The 19,290-nt window shown below is 65.6% G+C and carries 18 protein-coding genes; 9 read left to right on the forward strand and 9 right to left on the reverse strand.

Features of this window, described 5'->3' with window-relative positions:
- Positions 1–20: 20 nt before the first annotated feature.
- Positions 21–2,201 carry an elongation factor G-like protein EF-G2 gene (locus tag AC1DCZ_RS13175; protein WP_476974988.1) on the reverse strand — a complete coding sequence of 727 codons (2,181 nt, stop codon included), beginning with the start codon at positions 2,199–2,201 and terminating at the stop codon, positions 21–23.
- Between the two features lie 125 nt (positions 2,202–2,326).
- Here AC1DCZ_RS13175 and AC1DCZ_RS13180 point away from each other — a divergent pair, with 125 nt between their 5' ends.
- On the forward strand, positions 2,327–2,764 hold the full coding sequence (locus tag AC1DCZ_RS13180) for a DUF3054 domain-containing protein (RefSeq protein WP_476974989.1): 438 nt from the start codon (positions 2,327–2,329) through the stop codon (positions 2,762–2,764).
- A gap of 99 nt (positions 2,765–2,863) precedes the next feature.
- The gene (locus AC1DCZ_RS13185) at positions 2,864–3,145 is read left to right on the forward strand and encodes an Lrp/AsnC family transcriptional regulator (RefSeq protein WP_476895544.1); all 282 of its coding nucleotides are present in this window, start codon (positions 2,864–2,866) and stop codon (positions 3,143–3,145) included.
- Between the two features lie 97 nt (positions 3,146–3,242).
- Here AC1DCZ_RS13185 and trpD read toward each other — a convergent pair whose 3' ends face one another.
- On the reverse strand, positions 3,243–4,304 hold the full coding sequence (trpD, locus tag AC1DCZ_RS13190) for an anthranilate phosphoribosyltransferase (protein WP_476974990.1): 1,062 nt from the start codon (positions 4,302–4,304) through the stop codon (positions 3,243–3,245).
- 148 nt (positions 4,305–4,452) lie between these two features.
- On the opposite strand from trpD, the gene ctaE reads away from it, so the two are divergent.
- From ctaE to qcrB, 4 genes are all read left to right on the forward strand, one after another.
- On the forward strand, positions 4,453–5,091 hold the full coding sequence (ctaE, locus tag AC1DCZ_RS13195; RefSeq protein WP_476974991.1) for an aa3-type cytochrome oxidase subunit III: 639 nt from the start codon (positions 4,453–4,455) through the stop codon (positions 5,089–5,091).
- Positions 5,092–5,174: 83 nt separating this feature from the next.
- Complete coding sequence (gene qcrC, locus AC1DCZ_RS13200; protein ID WP_476895548.1) at positions 5,175–5,963, forward strand: cytochrome bc1 complex diheme cytochrome c subunit; 789 nt, start codon at positions 5,175–5,177, stop codon at positions 5,961–5,963.
- A gap of 98 nt (positions 5,964–6,061) precedes the next feature.
- Positions 6,062–7,132: a cytochrome bc1 complex Rieske iron-sulfur subunit gene (gene qcrA / locus AC1DCZ_RS13205; protein WP_476895549.1), complete on the forward strand. Its 1,071-nt coding sequence runs from the start codon at positions 6,062–6,064 to the stop codon at positions 7,130–7,132.
- Positions 7,110–8,789: a cytochrome bc1 complex cytochrome b subunit gene (gene qcrB, locus AC1DCZ_RS13210; protein WP_476974992.1), complete on the forward strand. Its 1,680-nt coding sequence runs from the start codon at positions 7,110–7,112 to the stop codon at positions 8,787–8,789. Before qcrA ends, qcrB begins: the two co-directional genes overlap by 23 nt.
- A 170-nt stretch (positions 8,790–8,959) precedes the next feature.
- Here the strand turns inward: qcrB and AC1DCZ_RS13215 are convergent, their stop codons facing one another.
- Positions 8,960–9,751, reverse strand: coding sequence for a GntR family transcriptional regulator (locus AC1DCZ_RS13215; RefSeq protein ID WP_476974993.1), 792 nt, complete (start codon positions 9,749–9,751; stop codon positions 8,960–8,962).
- A gap of 180 nt (positions 9,752–9,931) precedes the next feature.
- On the opposite strand from AC1DCZ_RS13215, the gene AC1DCZ_RS13220 reads away from it, so the two are divergent.
- Entirely contained in the window at positions 9,932–10,237 is a 306-nt protein-coding gene (locus tag AC1DCZ_RS13220) for an HPr family phosphocarrier protein (protein WP_476974994.1), read from the forward strand.
- Positions 10,238–10,372: 135 nt separating this feature from the next.
- Here AC1DCZ_RS13220 and AC1DCZ_RS13225 read toward each other — a convergent pair whose 3' ends face one another.
- The 5 genes from AC1DCZ_RS13225 to AC1DCZ_RS13245 all read right to left on the reverse strand — a co-directional run bounded on the left by AC1DCZ_RS13225 (position 10,373) and on the right by AC1DCZ_RS13245 (position 15,575).
- Complete coding sequence (locus tag AC1DCZ_RS13225) at positions 10,373–10,774, reverse strand: cytochrome c oxidase subunit 4 (protein WP_476895553.1); 402 nt, start codon at positions 10,772–10,774, stop codon at positions 10,373–10,375.
- Positions 10,771–12,492 (reverse strand): aa3-type cytochrome oxidase subunit I, encoded by a 1,722-nt coding sequence (gene ctaD / locus AC1DCZ_RS13230; protein WP_476974995.1) that lies wholly within the window; start codon positions 12,490–12,492, stop codon positions 10,771–10,773. Before ctaD ends, AC1DCZ_RS13225 begins: the two co-directional genes overlap by 4 nt.
- A gap of 10 nt (positions 12,493–12,502) precedes the next feature.
- On the reverse strand, positions 12,503–13,375 hold the full coding sequence (gene ctaC, locus AC1DCZ_RS13235; protein WP_476974996.1) for an aa3-type cytochrome oxidase subunit II: 873 nt from the start codon (positions 13,373–13,375) through the stop codon (positions 12,503–12,505).
- 198 nt (positions 13,376–13,573) lie between these two features.
- A complete protein-coding gene (locus AC1DCZ_RS13240) occupies positions 13,574–13,963 on the reverse strand; it encodes a HesB/IscA family protein (protein ID WP_476895556.1) in 390 nt (129 codons plus the stop codon).
- A gap of 181 nt (positions 13,964–14,144) precedes the next feature.
- Positions 14,145–15,575 carry a M20/M25/M40 family metallo-hydrolase gene (locus tag AC1DCZ_RS13245; protein WP_476974997.1) on the reverse strand — a complete coding sequence of 477 codons (1,431 nt, stop codon included), beginning with the start codon at positions 15,573–15,575 and terminating at the stop codon, positions 14,145–14,147.
- A gap of 105 nt (positions 15,576–15,680) precedes the next feature.
- Here AC1DCZ_RS13245 and AC1DCZ_RS13250 point away from each other — a divergent pair, with 105 nt between their 5' ends.
- On the forward strand, positions 15,681–16,280 hold the full coding sequence (locus AC1DCZ_RS13250) for a DUF3043 domain-containing protein (RefSeq protein ID WP_476974998.1): 600 nt from the start codon (positions 15,681–15,683) through the stop codon (positions 16,278–16,280).
- A gap of 105 nt (positions 16,281–16,385) precedes the next feature.
- Here the strand turns inward: AC1DCZ_RS13250 and AC1DCZ_RS13255 are convergent, their stop codons facing one another.
- A complete protein-coding gene (locus AC1DCZ_RS13255; RefSeq protein WP_476974999.1) occupies positions 16,386–17,459 on the reverse strand; it encodes a quinone-dependent dihydroorotate dehydrogenase in 1,074 nt (357 codons plus the stop codon).
- Between the two features lie 116 nt (positions 17,460–17,575).
- On the opposite strand from AC1DCZ_RS13255, the gene AC1DCZ_RS13260 reads away from it, so the two are divergent.
- Positions 17,576–19,282, forward strand: a complete 1,707-nt coding sequence (locus tag AC1DCZ_RS13260; RefSeq protein ID WP_476975000.1) for an FAD-binding dehydrogenase — start codon at positions 17,576–17,578, stop codon at positions 19,280–19,282.
- The last annotated feature ends 8 nt before the right edge of the window (positions 19,283–19,290 follow it).

The following is a 19,290-nucleotide window of genomic DNA, read 5'->3' on the forward strand; positions in this document are numbered from 1 at the left end:
GTTCAACCGCGCCGCGGCCGTCACACCTTCTTCGCCGCGGGAGCAGCGGTTGGGGGCACCGGTTCGTGCCGCAGGTAGGTCCGGCGGAAGCGGCCGCTGCCCGCGGTCAGAGCACGCAGGTCACGCGCGTACTGCAAAAGTTCCTGATCCGGGACCTCGGCACTGATGTCGGTGCCGCCTCCCCCGCCGGACGAGGTTCCGGTCAGGCGCCCACGGCGGGAGGACAAGTCGCTCATCACCGACCCGACGTATTCGTCTGCAACGCTGATCGTGACGGCCGAGACAGGTTCCAGCAGCTGGATGCGGGTCGCGGCCGCGGCCTCCCGCAGGGCCAGTGCCCCGGCCGCCTGGAATGCCGCGTCAGAGGAGTCGACGCTGTGCGTCTTTCCGCCGACCAGCGTCACGCGGATGTCCACTACCGGGAATCCCGCGGACACGCCTTTTTGCATCTGTGACCGCACGCCCTTCTCCACGGAGGTGATGAACGCCCCGGGAATCACGCCGCCCACCGTCTTGTCCACGAACTCGAACCCGGCACCGCGGCCGAGAGGCTCGACGTCGATGTCACAGATGGCGTACTGCCCGTGGCCTCCGGATTGTTTCACATACCGTCCGTGGCCGGCGGCCGGTGCAGCGAACGTCTCCCGGAGCGGCGTCATAACTCCGACTGTCTGCAGGTTCACGCCCTGGTCGCGCAATCTGCCCAGCACGACGTCCGCGTGCGCCTCACCCATGCACCACAAAATCAGCTGATGTGTTTCGACGTTCCTTTCCACCCGGAGGGTCGGGTCGCCGGCGGTAACTTTTCCCAGGCTCTTGGCCAGGGCGTCCTCATCTCCGTGCGAGGCAGCCTCAATCGCTACAGGCATCAGCGGTTCCGGCATCTCCCAGGGCTGGATCAGCAGCGGCATCTCCTTGGCCGAAATGGTGTCACCTGTCTCGGCGGTTCCCAGTTTGGTGAGCGCACAGATGTCGCCCGCCACGCAGTAGGGCACCGGCCGCAGGCTGGCACCGAGCGGGGAGTAGAGGTGGGTGATCCGCTCGTCACTGTCATGGTCTTCATGGCCCCGGTCCGCCAGCCCGTGCCCGGCCACATGCACTTCGGTGTCCTCCCGCAGCGTGCCGGAAAAGATGCGGACAAGGCAGACGCGGCCCAGGAACGGATCGGTGGTCGTGCGCACCACCTCGCCTGCCAGCGCGCCGGCCGGATCACAGTCCAGCCGTCCGGCCGGCGTGCCGTCAAGGTCGGACACTTTCGGCAGTTCCCGCTCGATCGGTGCCGGGAACGCACGGGTGAGGACCTCCAGGAGCTCGGTCATGCCGACGCCGGTCTCCGCCGAAGTGGCGAGCACGGGATAAAAGGATCCACGGGCCACTGCTGTCTCCAGATCGTCGGCCAGCGACTCGGGCGCGATCTCTTCGCCGCCGAGGTACCGGTCCATCAGCGTCTCGTCCTCGCTCTCGCCGATGATTCCTTCGATGAGCGCCGTCCGTGCGGTCTCCGACGCGGCACGTTCGACGTCGGTCGCGTCCCGGCGGGCGGGCCCCGTGTCTGTCGGAGCAGGTCCTGCAACAGTCCCCGACAGGATCCCGAGCAATCCGGTAACCGCGCCGGCCGAGCCGACGGGAAGGTAGAGCGGCATCACGGAGTCGCCGAAGGCGAACCGGCATCGGGCGAGGGCCGCGTCGAAGTCCGCCCGCGGATGGTCGAGCCGGCTGATCACGACCGCGCGGGGCATCCCGAGCCGGGCACACTCGCTCCAGACGGCTGCGGTCGCGGCGTCGACGTCGTCGACCGCCGACACGACGAACAACGCGGCGTCCGCCGCGCGGAGTCCGGCGCGCAATTCGCCGATGAAGTCCGTGTACCCCGGGGTGTCCAGGAGGTTCAGTTTGACGTCCCCGACCACGACAGGCACCACCGAGAGCGTCACGGAACGCTGCTGATGGATAGCGGACGGATCCGAATCGCTCACGGTGGTGCCGTCGGCGATCGACCCCATCCGCGTAATGGCACCGGTGGCGGCCAGAAGTGCCTCGACCAGCATCGTCTTGCCCGCCCCGGAACGACCCACGAGCGCGACGTTTCGGATTTTCTCCGGGCGCTCAGGGGGCGGCCCGTCAGACGCGTCGGCGCGCCTGAGATCAGATGCGCCCCGGCCAGGGGTTCTCGCGGGGACTTTTGCGCCTTTCGCAGGCATGAGTACCTCCTGGAGTCGTATCCATCATCAGCATCGTGCCTCGTAGGCGCATCCTGTTAAGGATTTGACACCCTGCGGGGACCCGACAGCAAGAGCCCCGGCCCGGCCGGACTAGGCTTGGAGGCATGCCTTCGTCATCACCGCTCCCCCGCCCGTCAGCCGACGGGTCCACCAAAACATTCAACCCCAAACGGCCGGCCGTGCTCGCCGCAAGCGCCGATGCGCTCCTGATCCTCCTCTTCGCCGCCATCGGCCGCGACGCCCACCAGCGCGGGGACATCATCACCGGCGTTTTCGCCACGGCCTGGCCGTTCCTCGCCGGAGCGGCCGTGGCCTGGCTGGCCCTGCGCCTGTGGCACGCTCCCCTGGCGCCTTGGCCGGCTGGCGTCGGTGTCTGGCTCGGCACCGTGGTTGTGGGCATGCTCCTGCGGGCAGTCACGGGCCAGGTCGTGGTCGTGCCGTTCGTGATCGTGGCATTGATCAGTCTCGGAGTATTCCTGCTCGGCTACCGGCTGGGAACGGCCGGCGTGAGACGCTTCAGGACACGCCGCCGTCAGGCCTGATGTACTAGGCTTGCAGGAGCATGGCACGGGCCGCCAAGGGCCCGGCAAGCGCCCGGAAACGGGCGAGCAACGGCGCAACAGATCCGGAAAGGTTCACACGTGGTCACCGCTTTCGTCCTGATCAAGACAGATGCCTCCCGCATCCCGGAGACCGCGGAGGAAATCTCCGCCATTCAGGGCATCAGCGAGGTCTATTCCGTGACCGGTGAATGGGACCTCATCGCCATCGCCAGGGTTGCCAAGCATGAGGACCTGGCGGATGCCATCGCGGACAAGCTCTCCAAGGTGCCCGGCGTCGTGCACACCACCACCCAGATCGCCTTCCGGGCCTACTCGCAGCACGATCTCGACGCGGCCTTCGCGCTCGGGTTCGAGGAGTAACCGCGCCGCCACGGACACAGAACGCATCGTCCGGCAGAATGCCGGGCCGTGCGTTGTTTGCGTCTTCCTGCCGGAGAAGTCCCCGGCCGCGTTACCCTTAGGCAGCCTGCGAGAGGGCGACCCACCTGTCCAGCACGGCCTTGGCGGCGCCTGACTCGATGGACTCCTCGGCACGCTTCAAAGCAGTAGCCATGCGGTCCGCGAACGGACCGGCGGCGTCGAGGTCGTAGGCCACCAGACCGGCGGCAGCGTTCAGCATCGCAGCTTCGCGGGCGGACCCCGGAGCGCCGGCCAGGACGGCACGCACGACGGCGGCGTTGGCCGCCGCGTCACCGCCCCGCAACTCATCGAGCGTCGCCTGGCGGATGCCGAGCCGGCGCGGATCGAACATCTGCTCCGTCACCCCGCCGCTCCGGATTTCCCACACCCGGGACGGGCCCGTGGTGGTCAGTTCGTCGAGCCCGTCGTTGCCGCGGAACACGAGTCCGCGGCTGCCCCGTTTGGCCAGCACACCGGCCACCAGCGGGGCCATTGTTTCATTGGCGACGCCGACAGCTGACGCTTGCACGTTGGCGGGATTAATCATGGGACCCAGGAAATTGAACGCGGTCGGCACCCCGAGCTCGCGGCGGGCGACCGCGGCATGGCGCATCGAGGGGTGGAACACCTGCGCGAAGCAGAACGTGATCCCGGCCTCCTCCGCGTTCAGTGCTACACGCGGAATCGGCAGGTCCAGCCTGACGCCCAGGGCCTCAAGGACGTCGGCGGAGCCCGACGTGGAGGACGACGCACGGTTGCCGTGCTTGACCACCTTAGCCCCAGCGCCGGCAGCGATCAGGGCCGCCATAGTGGAGATGTTGACGGTGTTCTGCTGATCTCCGCCGGTTCCGACAATGTCAAGCTTTTCGCCTGCGATATCGATGGGGTTGGCGTTCGCGATCATCGCCTCGACCAGTCCCGCTACTTCATCCACCGTCTCGCCCTTGGCGCGCAGCGCCACGAGGAATCCGGCCACCTGCACGGGAGTGGCCTCACCCGACATGATGGAATTCATCGCCCACTCGGTGTTCCCGGCCGTAAGGTCAGTGCCGTTGATGAGTGCGTTGATGAGCCGGGGCCAGGTGTTGCCTGCCGCCTGTGCAGATGCCTGAGAAGTCACCTCCTGATGCTATCGAGGTGGGCGGCGCAAAGACCAATGTGAACGGTGCCGGGAACTTTTCCGCGCGAATTCGCGTCTTTGTAGAAAAAGTCCTCCGAAAACGCGGTTTGCGTTGGGCAGGACAGAGTTTTATAGACATAATGTCTATGTGACATCTGCGACCCATGCCCCCAGTACCCCGGCGCACCCGACGCTGAACCGCCCGAACATGGTTTCTGTTGGAACCGTAGTATGGCTGTCCAGTGAGTTGATGTTCTTCGCCGGTCTCTTCGCCATGTACTTCACACTCCGTTCGACTTCCGGACAGATGTGGGCCGATGAGACAGCCAAGCTCAACTTTCCCTTTGCGCTCGTAAACACCATCGTCCTCGTGGCAAGTTCCTTCTCTTGCCAGATGGGCGTCTTCGCTGCCGAGCGGCTCCAGCCGCGCCGCACCGGAGGACGCCTGAGCTTTACCCGCTGGGGGATGAACGGATGGTTCATCCTCACGTTCCTCATGGGCGCCTTCTTCGTGGCAGGCCAGTCGACCGAGTACGCCATGCTTGTTTCCGAGCACGTCACGCTGTCCGCCAATGCCTACGGCTCGTCCTTCTACATCACGACGGGCTTCCACGGCCTGCACGTCATCGGCGGCCTGATCGCGTTCCTGCTCATTATCGGCCGCTCCTTCGCTGCGAAGAAGTTCGGCCACTTTGAGGCAACGTCGGCGATCGTCACCTCGTACTACTGGCACTTCGTGGACGTTGTCTGGATCGGCCTCTTCCTGGTCATCTACGTCCTCAAGTAGGCTGCTCCACCCTTTTTTACAAGAGGTAGAATTTCAGAATCGGCTCCCGGAGCCAACGCAGGATCGAATAAAGGAACCACCACGTGAAGGCACTCTCGCAGAAGCGACGTCACCCACTGGCAGCCATTGCATTGCTGCTGCTGGGCCTCTTGGTCACTGGTGGGCTGTACGCCGTTGCGACCACCGTCAACCAGGCCAAGGCCGACACCACGAGCGCCAGCGCAAGTGACGTAGCAGAAGGCGGCAAGCTCTTTGCGGCCAACTGCGCCACATGCCACGGCATGGGTGCCAGCGGTTCGCAGTCCGGACCTTCCCTGGTCGGCGTCGGTGCAGCCGCCGTTGACTTCCAGGTCGGCACAGGCCGCATGCCCATGGAGATGAATGGCCCGCAGGCCTACAAGAAGCCCGCCCAGTTCAACGACCAACAGACCCAGCAGCTGGCCGCATATGTCGCCTCGCTCGGCCCCGGCCCGTCCATCCCCGAAGCAGGTGTCCTCGATGAGAAGGGCGACGCTGCCAAGGGCGGCGAGCTGTTCCGCACCAACTGCGCCATGTGCCACAACGCCGCCGCTGCTGGCGGTGCTCTGACCCGGGGCAAGTTCGCCCCGGCCCTGGCGGACGTCTCCGGCAAGCACATCTACGAGGCCATGGTCTCCGGCCCGCAGAACATGCCGGTCTTCAATGACGCCAACGTCTCTCCTGAGGGCAAGCGCGACATCATCACCTTCCTGAAGCAGATTGAAGCCAACGGTTCACCCGGCGGCAACGATCTTGGCGCTTTGGGACCGGTCTCCGAAGGCCTCTTTGTCTGGATCGCCGGCCTGGGCGTCATCATCGCCTTCACCATCTGGCTGACGTCCCGGTCGTCCTAACCGGACTTGCACCTGTAAGAATTTCTGCTGATGCGTCAGCAGTTTGAATTGAAAACTAACTCGGCACACGCCGGGACGAGAGAAGGATGAGGCGAATTATGGGCAACCATAGTGACGGCAGTCCGAGCCACTCGGGCACCGTAGCTACGGCTGGTCAGAATGAGGTGGAGAAGTTCCAGGATCCTGGAATTCCCCCGCACCGTTTGCGCCTGGCTGACACGAACCCGAGGGCCGCTAAGCGAGCAGAACGGCAGGTAGCCCTTCTTTTCGGGACCTCGGTCGTTGGCACCCTGATATTCCTGGTGGCGTACTTCGCCATCGACCTTGGAAGTGATTCCACGATCGCCGACATTCGGCTCCAGAACATACTTCTGGGTGTCGGCACCGCATTCGCGATGCTCGGCATCGGCACCGGAATCGTCCACTGGGCCAAGGCACTCATGCCTGACCATGAGGTTTCGGAAGAGCGCCACGCGATCCGCACCGAGGAAGACCGCCTTGCTGCCGTCCGCATTGTGGACGACATCGTGGAGGAAACCGGCATCAAGCGCCGTCCACTGATCCGCAACACCCTTCTGGGCGCCGTCGCACTCGCTCCCCTGCCGGCACTGGCCGTCTTCGGTGATCTCGGTCCCCGTCCCGACGACAAACTGGCGCACACGATGTGGGCGCCTGAGGGCGGCAAGCTCAAGCGGCTCACCCGGGACCCTGATGGCACCCCCATCAAGGCCACGGACGTCACCATCGGCTCCGCCTTCCACGTGATTCCGGAAGGCCTGAACGAGCTCCAGGAAGGCAAGCTGAACGCGAAAGCCAAGGCCGTCGTCCTGCTCATGCGCCTGAACCCGGACTCCCTCACGCCCTCCGCGGGCCGTGAAAACTGGAGCTACAACGGGATCGTCGCCTACTCGAAGATCTGCACCCACGTTGGTTGCCCTGTTGCCCTGTACGAGCAGCAGACCCACCACCTGCTGTGCCCGTGCCACCAGTCAACCTTCGACCTGACCCAGGAATGCAAGGTTATCTTTGGCCCGGCCAGCCGGCCTCTCCCCCAGCTGCCTATCGCAGTCGACGACGAGGGCTACCTGGTCGCTACCAGCGACTTCCATGAACCTGTAGGACCGAGTTACTGGGAGCGTGATGAGCATGAGCGCAACAACAACGCCTAATGCCCCCGCCTTCGTCGCCAAAACCAAGGGCGGCCGCATCACCGACTTCGTTGACGAGCGCGTCGGCGGATCTGGCATCCTCCGTGAATTTGGCCGCAAGGTCTTCCCGGACCACTGGTCGTTCATGTTCGGCGAAGTCGCGCTGTACTCGTTCGTCATCCTGCTCCTGTCGGGCACCTTCCTGACATTCTTCTTCGACCCGTCAATGGCCGAGACGCACTACGCCGGCTCCTACACGCCGCTGCGGAATGTCGAAATGTCCTCCGCGTACAACTCTTCGCTGAACATCTCGTTCGATGTCCGCGGCGGTCTGTTCATGCGCCAGGTGCATCACTGGGCGGCACTGCTGTTCGTAGCGTCAGTCTCGGTCCACATGCTGCGCGTGTTTTTCACGGGTGCTTTCCGCAAGCCCCGCGAAATGAACTGGGTAGTGGGCGGCGTCCTGCTGATCCTCTCGATGGCTGCCGGCTTCACGGGCTACTCGCTCCCCGATGACCTGCTCTCCGGTAACGGCCTGCGCATCATCGACGGCGTCATCAAGTCCATTCCCGTGATTGGCACGTACATCTCGTTCTTCCTCTTCGGCGGCGAGTTCCCCGGTACGGCCATCATCAGCCGCCTGTACACGCTCCACATCCTGCTGGTGCCTGCGCTCATCCTGCTGATGATCGTGATGCACCTGTTCATGGTGGTCGTGCACAAGCACACCCAGTACCCCGGTCCGGGACGCAACGACGGCAACGTCGTGGGCTACCCGCTCGGCCCGGTTTACGCGGCCAAGGCCGGCGGCTTCTTCTTCATCGTCTTTGGCGTCATTGCCCTCATGGCAGGGTTCTTCACCATCAACCCGATCTGGAACTACGGGCCGTACGACCCCTCACCCGTGTCCGCGGGCACGCAGCCTGACTGGTACATCGGTTTCGTTGACGGTGCCTTGCGCCTGATGCCGGGCGTGATCGGTAACTTCCACTTCGAGTACGTGATCTTCGGCCACGTGCTGACGCTGAACGTCTTGCTGCCGGCGCTGGTTCCGGCCGGCATCATCTTCACGGTGCTGTTCACGTACCCGTGGCTGGAACGCTGGATCACCAAGGACAACCGCGAACACCACGTGCTGGATCGTCCCCGGAATGCTCCCACGCGCACCGCAATCGGTGTTGCCGGCTTCACCTGGTACTGCGTGATGTGGGCCGCCGCCGGCTCCGACTTGATCGCTACGAACTTCCATGTCGCGCTGAACGACGTGACCTACTGGCTGCGTACCTTGTTCTTCATCGGCCCTTTCATCGCCTTCGCAGTCACCAAGCGAGTAGCCCTGGCCCTGCAGCGGAAGGACCGCGAAATCGCCCTTCACGGCCGTGAAACCGGACGCATTGTGCGCCTGCCGCACGGTGAGTTCATCGAGGTCCACGCCCCGCTGGACGAGTACAAGCGCTACAAGCTGGTCGGCTTCGACTCGCCGGTTCCGCTCCCCGCAGTGCCGAACGAACACGGCGTGGTGGACCGCAAGGAGAAGCGCCGCGCTATGCTGTCCCGCATGTTCTTCGAGGACCGTGTCGCTCCGGCCACTCCGGCCGAGCTTGAGACGGCCCATGGCCACCACGGCGGCCACGAGGCTATCGAGTCTGCAGAGTCCCAGAAGACCCTCAGCCACTAAGTAGCTCTTCGGTCAGTACAACGAGTAGGCCCGGTCCCGGTGGGACCGGGCCTACTGCGTTTCCCGAGCCGGCGCGGGATCCTTCGCGTCCATATTTCGTCCGCGGGCTGGGCCGTAGGCGGCCCCGCGCTGCTTGGACAGGCGCGTAGCCCGGAGAAGCCCTGCCTGACTCAGGGGCGGTACCCCGTGGCATAGTTGCGGGTGGGACGCACGCCGGGGCGCTGCAGCGGCACCCAGAGCTTGTAGCGGTCGGCCCGGTAATAGGACACCGAATAGTCGACCATGGCCCGGGCGACGAACGCGTGGCGCTGAATCTTCAGCAGCGGCGAACCGACCTCAACGTTGAGCAACCGCGCAGTCGAAGGCGACGAGGCCGTCGCCTCGATCATGTCCTCGCCCCATTCCATCACGAGCCCGTACCGTTCACTCAGCACGTTATAGAGCGACGTGGGCGGCTCGCCGTCGAGCAGTCCGGGGACCCGGTGCGCCGGAATGAAGTTCTCGTCCACGCTCATGGGCTCGTTGTCGGCCAGCAGCAGGCGGCGAAACCGGACAACGGGCGTCCCCTCCTCCAACTGAAGTTCGCGGGCCAGGAAGGCACTCGCCCCGATCTGTTCGAAGCTGAGGACTTTGGCGGCCGGGACCATTCCGCGTCGCTGCATCTCTTCGCTGTAGGACGTCAGTTTGACCTGGAGGTCGAGCTTGGGTTTGCGGACAAAGGTGCCAAGGCCCACCACACGCTCGATCACCTCCTCGCCCACAAGGGCGTCGATGGCCTGCCGGACGGTCATGCGGGCGAGCCCGAACCGCTCCGCGAGATCGCGCTCGGACGGCAAGGCAGAACCGGGCGGACAGGCAGCCACGATGTGGGACCGAAGAATTTCCCGCAGCTGGACGTAGATGGGCACGCCGCTTTGCCGGTCGATCTCGCCGGCCATCCGTGCCGCGTTATTGGACGCCATGGTTCCGCCCGGAGAATTCGCTCATATATCAAGGGTAGGGCAAGCCCAGGGCAGGTCTAGACCACTCCGGCCGGGGCTGTCGTCCCTGCTGCTCCCCGACGCTACCCTTGAAGGAATGGAGGGACCGCGCGCTGAAGCGCCGCCACAACCCTCAACATATGTGATGACAGAGGAGGCCCGTTGCCGACACGAAAGGCTACCGTCCGGGCGGCCGTAGGCCTGCACGCGCGGCCCGCCGCAGTGTTTGTCCGGGCCGTCACGGCCACCGGGATCCCGGTCACCATCAGCAAGGATGGAAAGCCCGGCGTCGACGCCCGCTCGCTGCTGGAGGTCATGACGGAAGACTTCCACTGCGGCTGCGAAGTCGTACTCGCCGTGGCCCTCGACGCCCTGCCGGCCCGTTACAGCCCCGCTGACGCCGTGCGTGCCCTCGAGGACCTGGGCACCCTGCTGGAGTCGCCCGGCACCCTCCCGGCGTCCGCGTAGGAGGCCCCCGCGGCGGCGTGGCAAACGCCCGGCGAGGCTGCCGGCGTCGTCCGGCAGGCGGCACAAACGACGGCGGGCCCCACCATTGGTGGGGCCCGCCGTCGTTTGTGCTATGAAATTAAGTCCTGCAGGACGCTAGTGTGCGTGGTCCCCGCGGCTGTACTCGTAGACCCAGCCTACGAGTGCGACGATAGCGAGGCCACCGGCAATGAACGTGATCCAGAATCCCACGGCGAGGCCGAGGAATCCACCGGCGCATGCCAGGCCCAGGACCATCGGCCACCAGCTCCACGGGCTGAAGTGGCCCTGCTCGCCGGCTCCTTCGTGGATCTCGGCGTCGCTGCGGTCCTCGGGACGCATGCCGACGCGTCGGCCGGTGAACCCGAGGTAGGCGCCGATCATGCCGACCAGTCCGCCAACCAGCAGGATCGCCAGGGCGCCGACCCATTCCGACCAGTGGGTCAGGTAGCCATAGATGAACGCCATCGGGACGAAGAAGAAGGCGCCGAGGCCAAAAATCCTTGATTCGATCTTCACTTTGCGGTGTCCTTCTGGTCGGCGTTACCGAGCGCTGCTGCTGCCGGGGAAGGAGAGTCTGCGGTGTACGACAGGGAGAGCTCCGGGTGGTGGAGGTCCAGGGCAGGTCGCTCCGAGCGGATGCGCGGCAGTGAGGTGAAGTTGTGCCGCGGCGGCGGGCAGGATGTAGCCCACTCCAGTGAGGCGCCGAAGCCCCACGGGTCATCGACTTCAACGCGTTCGCTGCTGCGCCAGGTGATGTACACGTTCCAGAGGAACGGGATCATCGAGGCGCCGAGAACGAACGAGGAGATGGTGGAGAACTGGTTCATCCAGGTGAAGTTGTCCTGCGGCAGGTAGTCGGCGTAACGGCGGGGCATGCCCTCGACGCCGAGCCAGTGCTGGATCAGGAACGTGCCGTGGAAGCCCAGGAAGAGCATCCAGAAGTGGATCTTGCCGAGGCGTTCGTTGAGCATCTTGCCGGTCCATTTCGGCCACCAGAAGTAGAAGCCTGCGAACATGGCGAACACCACGGTGCCGAAGACGACGTAGTGGAAGTGTGCCACCACGAAGTAGGAGTCGGAGACGTGGAAGTCCAGCGGCGGCGAGGCCAGGATGATGCCCGTCAGGCCGCCGAACAGGAAGGTCGCCAGGAAGCCGATGCTCCAGAGCATGGGGGTCTCAAAGGTGATGGAGCCCCCCCACATGGTGCCGATCCAGTTGAAGAACTTCACGCCGGTCGGAACGGCGATCAGCATCGTCATGAAGGAGAAGAACGGCAGCAGTACCGAGCCGGTGACGTACATGTGGTGTGCCCACACGGTGACGGAGAGCGCGGCAATGGAGATCGTTGCGTAGACGAGTCCCTTGTAGCCGAAGATCGGCTTCCGGCTGAACACCGGGAAGATCTCGGAGACGATACCGAAGAACGGCAGCGCGATGATGTAAACCTCGGGGTGGCCGAAGAACCAGAACAGGTGCTGCCAGAGGACGGCGCCACCGTTGGCGGGGTCGAAGATGTGCGCCCCGAAGCGGCGGTCAGCGCCGAGTGCGAACAGTGCGGCGGCCAGCGGCGGGAAGGCCATGAGGACGAGGATTGCCGTCACGAGAACGTTCCAGGTGAAGATCGGCATGCGCCACATGGTCATGCCCGGGGCCCGCATGCAGATGATCGTGGTGATGAAGTTGACCGCGCCAAGAATGGTGCCGAAGCCGGACAGGGCCAGGCCGAAGACCCAGAGGTCGCCGCCGATGCCGGGGCTGAACGTCGTGTTGGACAGCGGGGCGTAGGCGAACCAGCCGAACGACGCCGCGCCCTGGGGTGTGATGAACCCGGAGACGGCGATGGTGGAGCCGAAGAGGAAGAACCAGAAGGCGAGGGCGTTCAGGCGTGGGAAGGCGACGTCGGGCGCGCCGATCTGGAGCGGCATGATGACGTTGGCGAAGCCGGCGAACAGCGGCGTTGCGAACATCAGGAGCATCACCGTGCCGTGCATGGTGAAGAGCTGGTTGTACTGCTCTTTGGTCTGCAGGATCTGCATGCCCGGTTCGAAGAGCTCGGCGCGCATCAGCAGCGCCATGATGCCGCCGAGGCAGAAGAACACAAAGGATGCAATCAGGTACATGTACCCGATCGTCTTGTGGTCGGTTGAGGTGATCCAGTTGACGACGATGCGTCCCTTGGACCTGGGTACTACGGGAGCCTCGAGGATCCCGGCGGATTGAGTGTAAGTTGCCACGTCGCTCCCCTTACTTGGTTTCGGTCGGGACCGGGTTGCGGTCGTACTCGTCACCGAGCAGGCCGGTGTTCCCGTCCTGGCGCAGCTGGTTCAGGTGGGTGTCGAATTCTGACTGGGAGACAACCTTGACGCGGAACAGCATTTCCGAGTGGTACTCGCCGCAGAGTTCGGCGCACTTGCCGTCGTAGGTCCCCTCCTTGGTGGGGGTGAACCTGATGTAGTTCGTCTTTCCGGGGATCACGTCGCGCTTCTGCAGGAACGCCGGAACCCAGAAGGAGTGAATGACGTCGCGGGAGTTCAGTTCGAGGTCGACCGACTTGTTGACCGGGAGGTAGAGCGTGGGAAGCTTTTCCTTGTCCACGTCGTTGCCGGTCAGGTGCGCCTGGACGCCGGCTTCGTGGACGTCGTCCGTGATGACGTCGCCCTTCTTGTAATTGAAGTCCCACGCCCACTGCTTTGCACGGACGTCGACCGTGACGTCGGCGGGCTTGGAGCGGTCATCGATTGACTGGACGTCACGGTCGGTGAAGTAGAAGAACACCAGGACCATGAACAGCGGGATGGTGAGGTAGAAGACCTCCAGCGGCAGGTTGAAGCTGCTCTGCCGGGGGAATCCTACGGTGCCCTTCCGGCGCCGGTACGCGACGATGCACCAGATCATCAGGCCCCAGGTGATGATGCCGACGACCAGCGCGGCAATCCATGAGTTGACCCAGAGGTCCATGATGGTGCCAGTGTTGCTGGTGGTGTCACGCTCGGTGGGCAGCCACCCCTTCTGTACCTCTGGTGAACATCCAGTCAAAGCCAACGCGCCGGCTAGTGCCAAGCCAGTGATCGTAGTGATCTGTTTGCGTCGGCTGCCGGTTCGGTTCTGCGAACTCACAGACGGCCCTTCCTACTTGTTGCTGTCGCCCCGCCGCCATTGACGGCCAGGGCACACGAAAAGTTTTACTACTCGGTGTAGAGCTTACCGCTCCCCGGGAGTTTTCGCCCACATGTCCGCACCGTGCGTCGGGACCCATTTTTTGGGTCCCCGCAACCGGAATCCGGACGGCACTAAGGCCGGGCAGTATGCCCGGCCTTAGTGGAAGGAATCACCGCAGGCGCAGGAGCCGCCGGCATTCGGATTGTCGATCGTGAACCCCTGCTTCGAGATGGTGTCCTCGAAGTCGATGCTGGCGCCGCTGAGGTAGGGGACGCTCATCTTGTCGACGACGACTTCGACGCCGTCGTAGTCGCGGACGGCATCTCCGTCGAGGAGCCTCTCATCGAAGTAGAGCTGGTAGATCAGGCCGGAACAACCGCCGGGCTGCACGGCGACGCGGAGGCGCAGATCAGTGCGGCCTTCCTGCTCGAGGAGGCTGCGGACCTTGCCGGCCGCGACATCGGTCAACTGGACCTCGTGGGTGGCCAGGTCACCGGCCGCCGTGACGGTGCTGTCGGCGCTGTTTTCATTGGTTGTAGTGCTCATGGCCTACCTTCTTGCAACGGTGGTGGCGGCTCCGCTCTTACGGCGCCCGCCCCTACTTAAACGGTATGGGCTACAGCTACATGCTACGTCGATCAGCTCTGTAGCTCTAACTCCTGACGTAACCGTCGCAGCCGGCTGGATGTTCCCCCGGAATACACGCCCGCCCGGCCGGCCGGGCCGGTCAGGCCGCGCCTTCCTCGTTCAGGCGTGCCAGCAGGAGCGCCTCAGCGATGATGGCGTTCCGGAAGTCGCCCAGGTGGAGGGATTCGTTGGCGCTGTGCGCGCGGGAATCCGGGTCCTCCACCCCGGTCACCAGGATCTGCACGTCAGGGTACAGATCTGTCAGGTCGGCGATGAAGGGAATGGAACCCCCGATCCCCATCTCGACCGCCGGTACGCCCCAGGCTTCCCCGAGGGCCCACATGGCAAGGCTCGCGGCCTTGGAGGCCGTGTCTGTCAGGAACGAGTTGCCGCTCTCCCCCGGGGTGAACACCACCTCAGCGCCGAAGGGCGCGTGGGACTGAACGTGCTTCCGGACGGCTTCCATGGCGGCCGCCGGATCCTGGCCGGGGGCCAGCCGCATGCTGAACTTGGCACGGGCCCGCGGCAGCAGCGTGTTCGAGGCGACATCCACCGCGGGGGCGTCAAAGCCGATGATGGACAGTGCGGGCTTGGTCCACATCCGTGAGGCAATGCTGCCGGTACCGGCGAGCTTCACGCCGTCGAGCACGGAGGCATCCGCGCGATATTCGGCTTCGGTGAGGTCAACGTCGACGTCGTCCCGGCTAACCAGGCCTTCAATAGCTACGCTGCCCTCGTCATCGTGCAGCGTCGCGATGAGGCGGGCGAGGAGCGTCGGAGCATCCAGGACGGGGCCGCCGAACATCCCGGAGTGCACGGCGTGATCCAGGACCCTGACCTCGATGGTGCCGTCCACGAGGCCGCGCAGGCTCGTAGTCAGGGCCGGCACTCCGACCTTCCAGTTGCTGGAGTCGGCGACGACGATCACGTCCGCGCGCAGCATTTCCCGGTGGGTCTCAAGGAAGGTCCGGAACGTCGGCGATCCGGCTTCTTCCTCTCCTTCGAAGAAGAACGTCACTCCAAGGCCCAGCTCATCCCCCAGCACCCGGGTCACTGCGGAATAGGCTGCAATGTGGGCCAGGATGCCGGCCTTGTCGTCCGCGGCACCGCGGCCGTAGAGGCGTCCGTCGCGTTCGACGGCGGTGAACGGCCCGGTTTCCCACAGCGCAAGATCGCCGGTGGGCTGCACGTCGTGGTGGGCATAGAGAAGGATGGTCGGCTTGCCCTCGGTGGCGGGGCGGCGCGCGACCACGGCCGGCCCGCCGGGGGTGCCATCCTCCTTGTCGCAACGGAGGATCCGGACGTCGTCGAAACCGCTGGCTCGCACGAGTTCGGCGACGGCATCGGCGCTTCGGTTCAGAGGGGCCTGGTCGAAGCTCGGCCAGGCGATGCCCGGGATCGCGACGAGGTCCTTCAACTGGCTGATCGTCTCATCGAACGATTCGGTGACGGCGTGACGGAGGGCCCCGGCGTCGAAGTTTCCGACGTGGGCGGTGGTGGACTGCGGGTTCCCCGCGGTTGATGAAGTCATGGCGAAAAGACTACCCGCGTCCGGAATCACCGCAAACAGCCCCGCGGCCGCCTGACGCGGTGTGGGCTGGGTCTCGCGCCCGCCGGCGCGGGGTATTCTTTAGGGGTGTTTGGACGTAAAAAGGAAGCGCCATCGGCGCAGGACGTAGTTGACCAGCAGGCCGCCGGGGCAACAGCCCGGGGCGCCGCCATCGGCAAGGGAGCACCCACGCCAAAGCGCAGTACGCAGGTGGCCGCCCGCAAGCGCCCGCTCGTGCCGGAAGACCGCAAGGCATCCAAGGCCGCGGAACGCACGGCCATGCAGGACCAGCGGCTCAAGATGCGGCAGGCCATGGACACCGGGGATGAGAAGTTCCTGCCGCTGCGGGACAAGGGCCCGCAGAAGCGCTTCGCCCGCGACTTCGTCGACGCACGCTTCAGCCTGGGCGAGTACCTCATGTTCGGCGCCCTCGTCTTCGTGGTCGTCTCGCTCCTCGTCCCGGCCTCCAGCGACCAGATGATCTATGTACTGGGCGCCTTCTGGGTCATGTTCCTGGCCGTCTTCGTGGACGTCTTTATCCTCTCCCGCAAGCTCAAGAAGAGCCTCGCCGGGAAGTTCGGCGACGTCGAGCGCGGCACTGTCTGGTACGGCTCGATGCGCTCGCTCCAGTTCCGCCGCCTCCGGCTGCCCAAGCCCCTGGTCAAGCGCGGCGAGTTTCCCGCCTGACCCGGCACCCCACACCCGACGTCCCCGGGCGGCCCTGCACCAGTGCGGACCGCCAACAGAAAGCCCCGGCAGTCAACTGCCGGGGCTTTTTCGTGCCGTGGCGCCTCAGCGCCGGCTTGGATGCTTCGCCAGCAGGCGGTTGATGCGTGCAGCCCAGAAGGGCCCCTCGTAAAGGAACGCTGTGTATCCCTGCACCAGGGTGGCACCGGCGTCGAGCCGTTCCTGGACGTCCTGCGCGGACTCGACGCCGCCGACGGAGACCAGGGCGAGGTCACCGTTGCAGGCGGCCTTGAGCCGGGCCAGCACTTCCAGGGATCGCTTCTTCAGGGGCGCCCCGGAGAGGCCGCCCGCACCGCAGGCCTGCACCTTGTCCGGGCTCGAGACGAGTCCGGTGCGGGCGATCGTGGTGTTGGTGGCAATGATGCCGTCCAGCTTCAGGTCCAGGGCGAGGCGTGCGACGTCGTCGATGTCCTCGTTGCTCAGATCCGGCGCGATCTTCACCAGCAGCGGCACGTGGCGGCCGGCGGCCTTGTCGGCTTCCTCCCCCACTGCCATCAGCAAGGGGCGCAGCGTCTGGACGTCCTGCAGCAGCCGGAGTCCGGGAGTGTTCGGGGAGCTGACGTTGACAACGAGGTAGTCCGCGGCTGGTGCAAGGCTGCGGGCGCTGACGAGGTAGTCCGCGACCGCATCCTCAAGCTCGACGACCTTGCTCTTGCCGATGTTGATCCCGATCACCGGACGGACGGCAGGGTGGCGGCGCTGCAGGGCAGCCCGTGCGGACTTGAGGCGCGGCGCAACTGCGGCGGCGCCGTCGTTGTTGAACCCCATCCTGTTGATGACGGCCCGGTCCTCGACAAGGCGGAACAGCCGCGGTGCCGGGTTTCCCGGCTGGGCTTCGCCGGTAATGGTTCCGACTTCCACGTGGCCGAAGCCGAGCTCGGTCAGCGCCTCGATGCCGTGGCCCTCCTTGTCGAAGCCGGCAGCCAGCCCGAAGGGTGACGGGAACGTCAGGCCAAAGGCCTGCGTCTGAAGCGAGGCCGCGGGGGCCGTGAACTTTTGCAGCACCCGTCCGGCGCCGCAGCTGTGGGCCAGGCGGATGGCCTTGAAGCCGATCCTATGGGCGCGTTCGGCGTCCATCCACGAAAAGGCCAGCCTGAAGAATGTCGGGTATACGCGCATGGCTCTAGTTTTGCCGTTCGGACCGCCCAGACCAAACCCGCACTCCGGTCCCCCGCCTGTGTGACCGCCCGGCGGCGCAACGAGCCGCCCTGGTGGCGGAGCGTTAGCATGAAGCCATGACCAGCAATGATGGTGTCACGACGGATATCCGCAGCACTCCAGGGCCCCTGATCGAAGCTGATGTGGTTGTCGTGGGCGCAGGGCTCGCCGGGCTTGTGGCCGCGGCGCAGGCCTATGCGGCCGGCCGGCGGGTGGCTGTCCTGGACCAGGAGCCTGAGGCGTCCGTGGGCGGCCAGGCGCACTGGTCCTTCGGCGGACTCTTCCTGGTCAATTCCCCGGAGCAGCGCCGGTTGGGCGTCAGGGACAGTGAGGAACTGGCCCTGGCCGACTGGCTGTCCTCTGCCGGATTTGACCGGCCGGAAGATGAGCTTGCGCGGGACTGGGCTGAGGCTTACGTCAATTTCGCGGCCGGGGAGAAACGCGCGTGGCTCTCCTCGCTCGGCGTGCGGCTATTCCCTCTCGTGCAGTGGGCAGAACGTGGCGGCTACGGTCCCGACGGCCACGGCAACACCGTGCCGCGCTTCCACGTCGCATGGGGCACCGGACCGGCCCTCGTGGCCCCCTTCCTGGCAAAATTGCGCGAAGGCGAGGCCGCCGGCCGAGTGGCCTTCCATTTCCGGCACCGCGCGACGGAACTCGTGACGACGGCGGGACGCGTAAGCGGCGTGCGGGGCGAGGTCCTTGAGCGCAGCGGCGCGGCACGCGGCGAGGAGTCGTCGCGGGGCATCGCAGGCGGCTTCGAAGCTTCGGCATCGGCCGTCGTGGTCACGACCGGAGGCATCGGCGGCAACCACGGGACTGTGCGGAAGCAGTGGCCGGGACAGCCGACGGGCCACGGAGCGCCGGAGGCCATGCTGAGCGGCGTGCCGGCCTCCGTGGACGGGGATTTCCTGCCCGCCGTAGCCCGGACCGGTGGCAGGCTCATCAACGGTGACCGGATGTGGCACTATCCGGAGGGCATCCACAACCATTCCCCGGTGTGGCCGCGGCACGGCATCCGGATCCTGCCCGGCCCGTCCGCCCTGTGGCTGGACGCAACGGGGCGCACGCTCCCCGCTCCCCTCTTTCCGGGCTTCGACTCCCTGGGCGCCCTCCGGCACATCGTGGGCACCGGCCACTCCTATTCGTGGTTTGTGCTCAACAAGACCATCGCCACGAAGGAATTCGCCCTCTCGGGTTCGGAGCAGAACCCCGATCTCACGAGCAAGGACGTGCGGCTGCTGGCCTCACGGCTCCGGCGCGGCAGCGACACGCCACTGCAGCGGTTCCTGGATCGCGGGGTGGACTTCCTCCAGGCCGGCACGCCTGCGGAACTGGCGGAGCGGATGAACCGGCTTACCGGCGCGCAGCTGATTGATCCGGCGGCGCTGGACCGGCTCCTCCGCTCCCGCGACCGGCAAGTAGTCAGCGGGCTCGGCAAGGACCCGCAGCTGGCTGCCATCCGCGCCGCCCGCCGCTTTGCCACCCACAAGATCATGCGTGTGGCACCTCCGCACCGGATGCTTGATCCCCGCCACGGCCCCCTGATCGCGGTCCGGCTTTCCGTCCTGACGCGCAAGAGCCTGGGCGGCATCCAGACGGATCTGCAGTCGCGGGTCCTGGACGCCACCGGGCAGCCCGTGCCCGGACTTTTCGCCGCAGGTGAAGCTGCCGGGTTCGGCGGTGGCGGCATCCACGGCTACCGCGCGCTCGAGGGTACGTTCCTCGGCGGATGCCTCTTTTCCGGCCGCTCGGCCGGCCGCGCTGCGGCGTCGGCCGTCTAGGTGGGCAC

The sequence above is a fragment of the Arthrobacter sp. 10N418 genome (genome assembly GCF_056394725.1).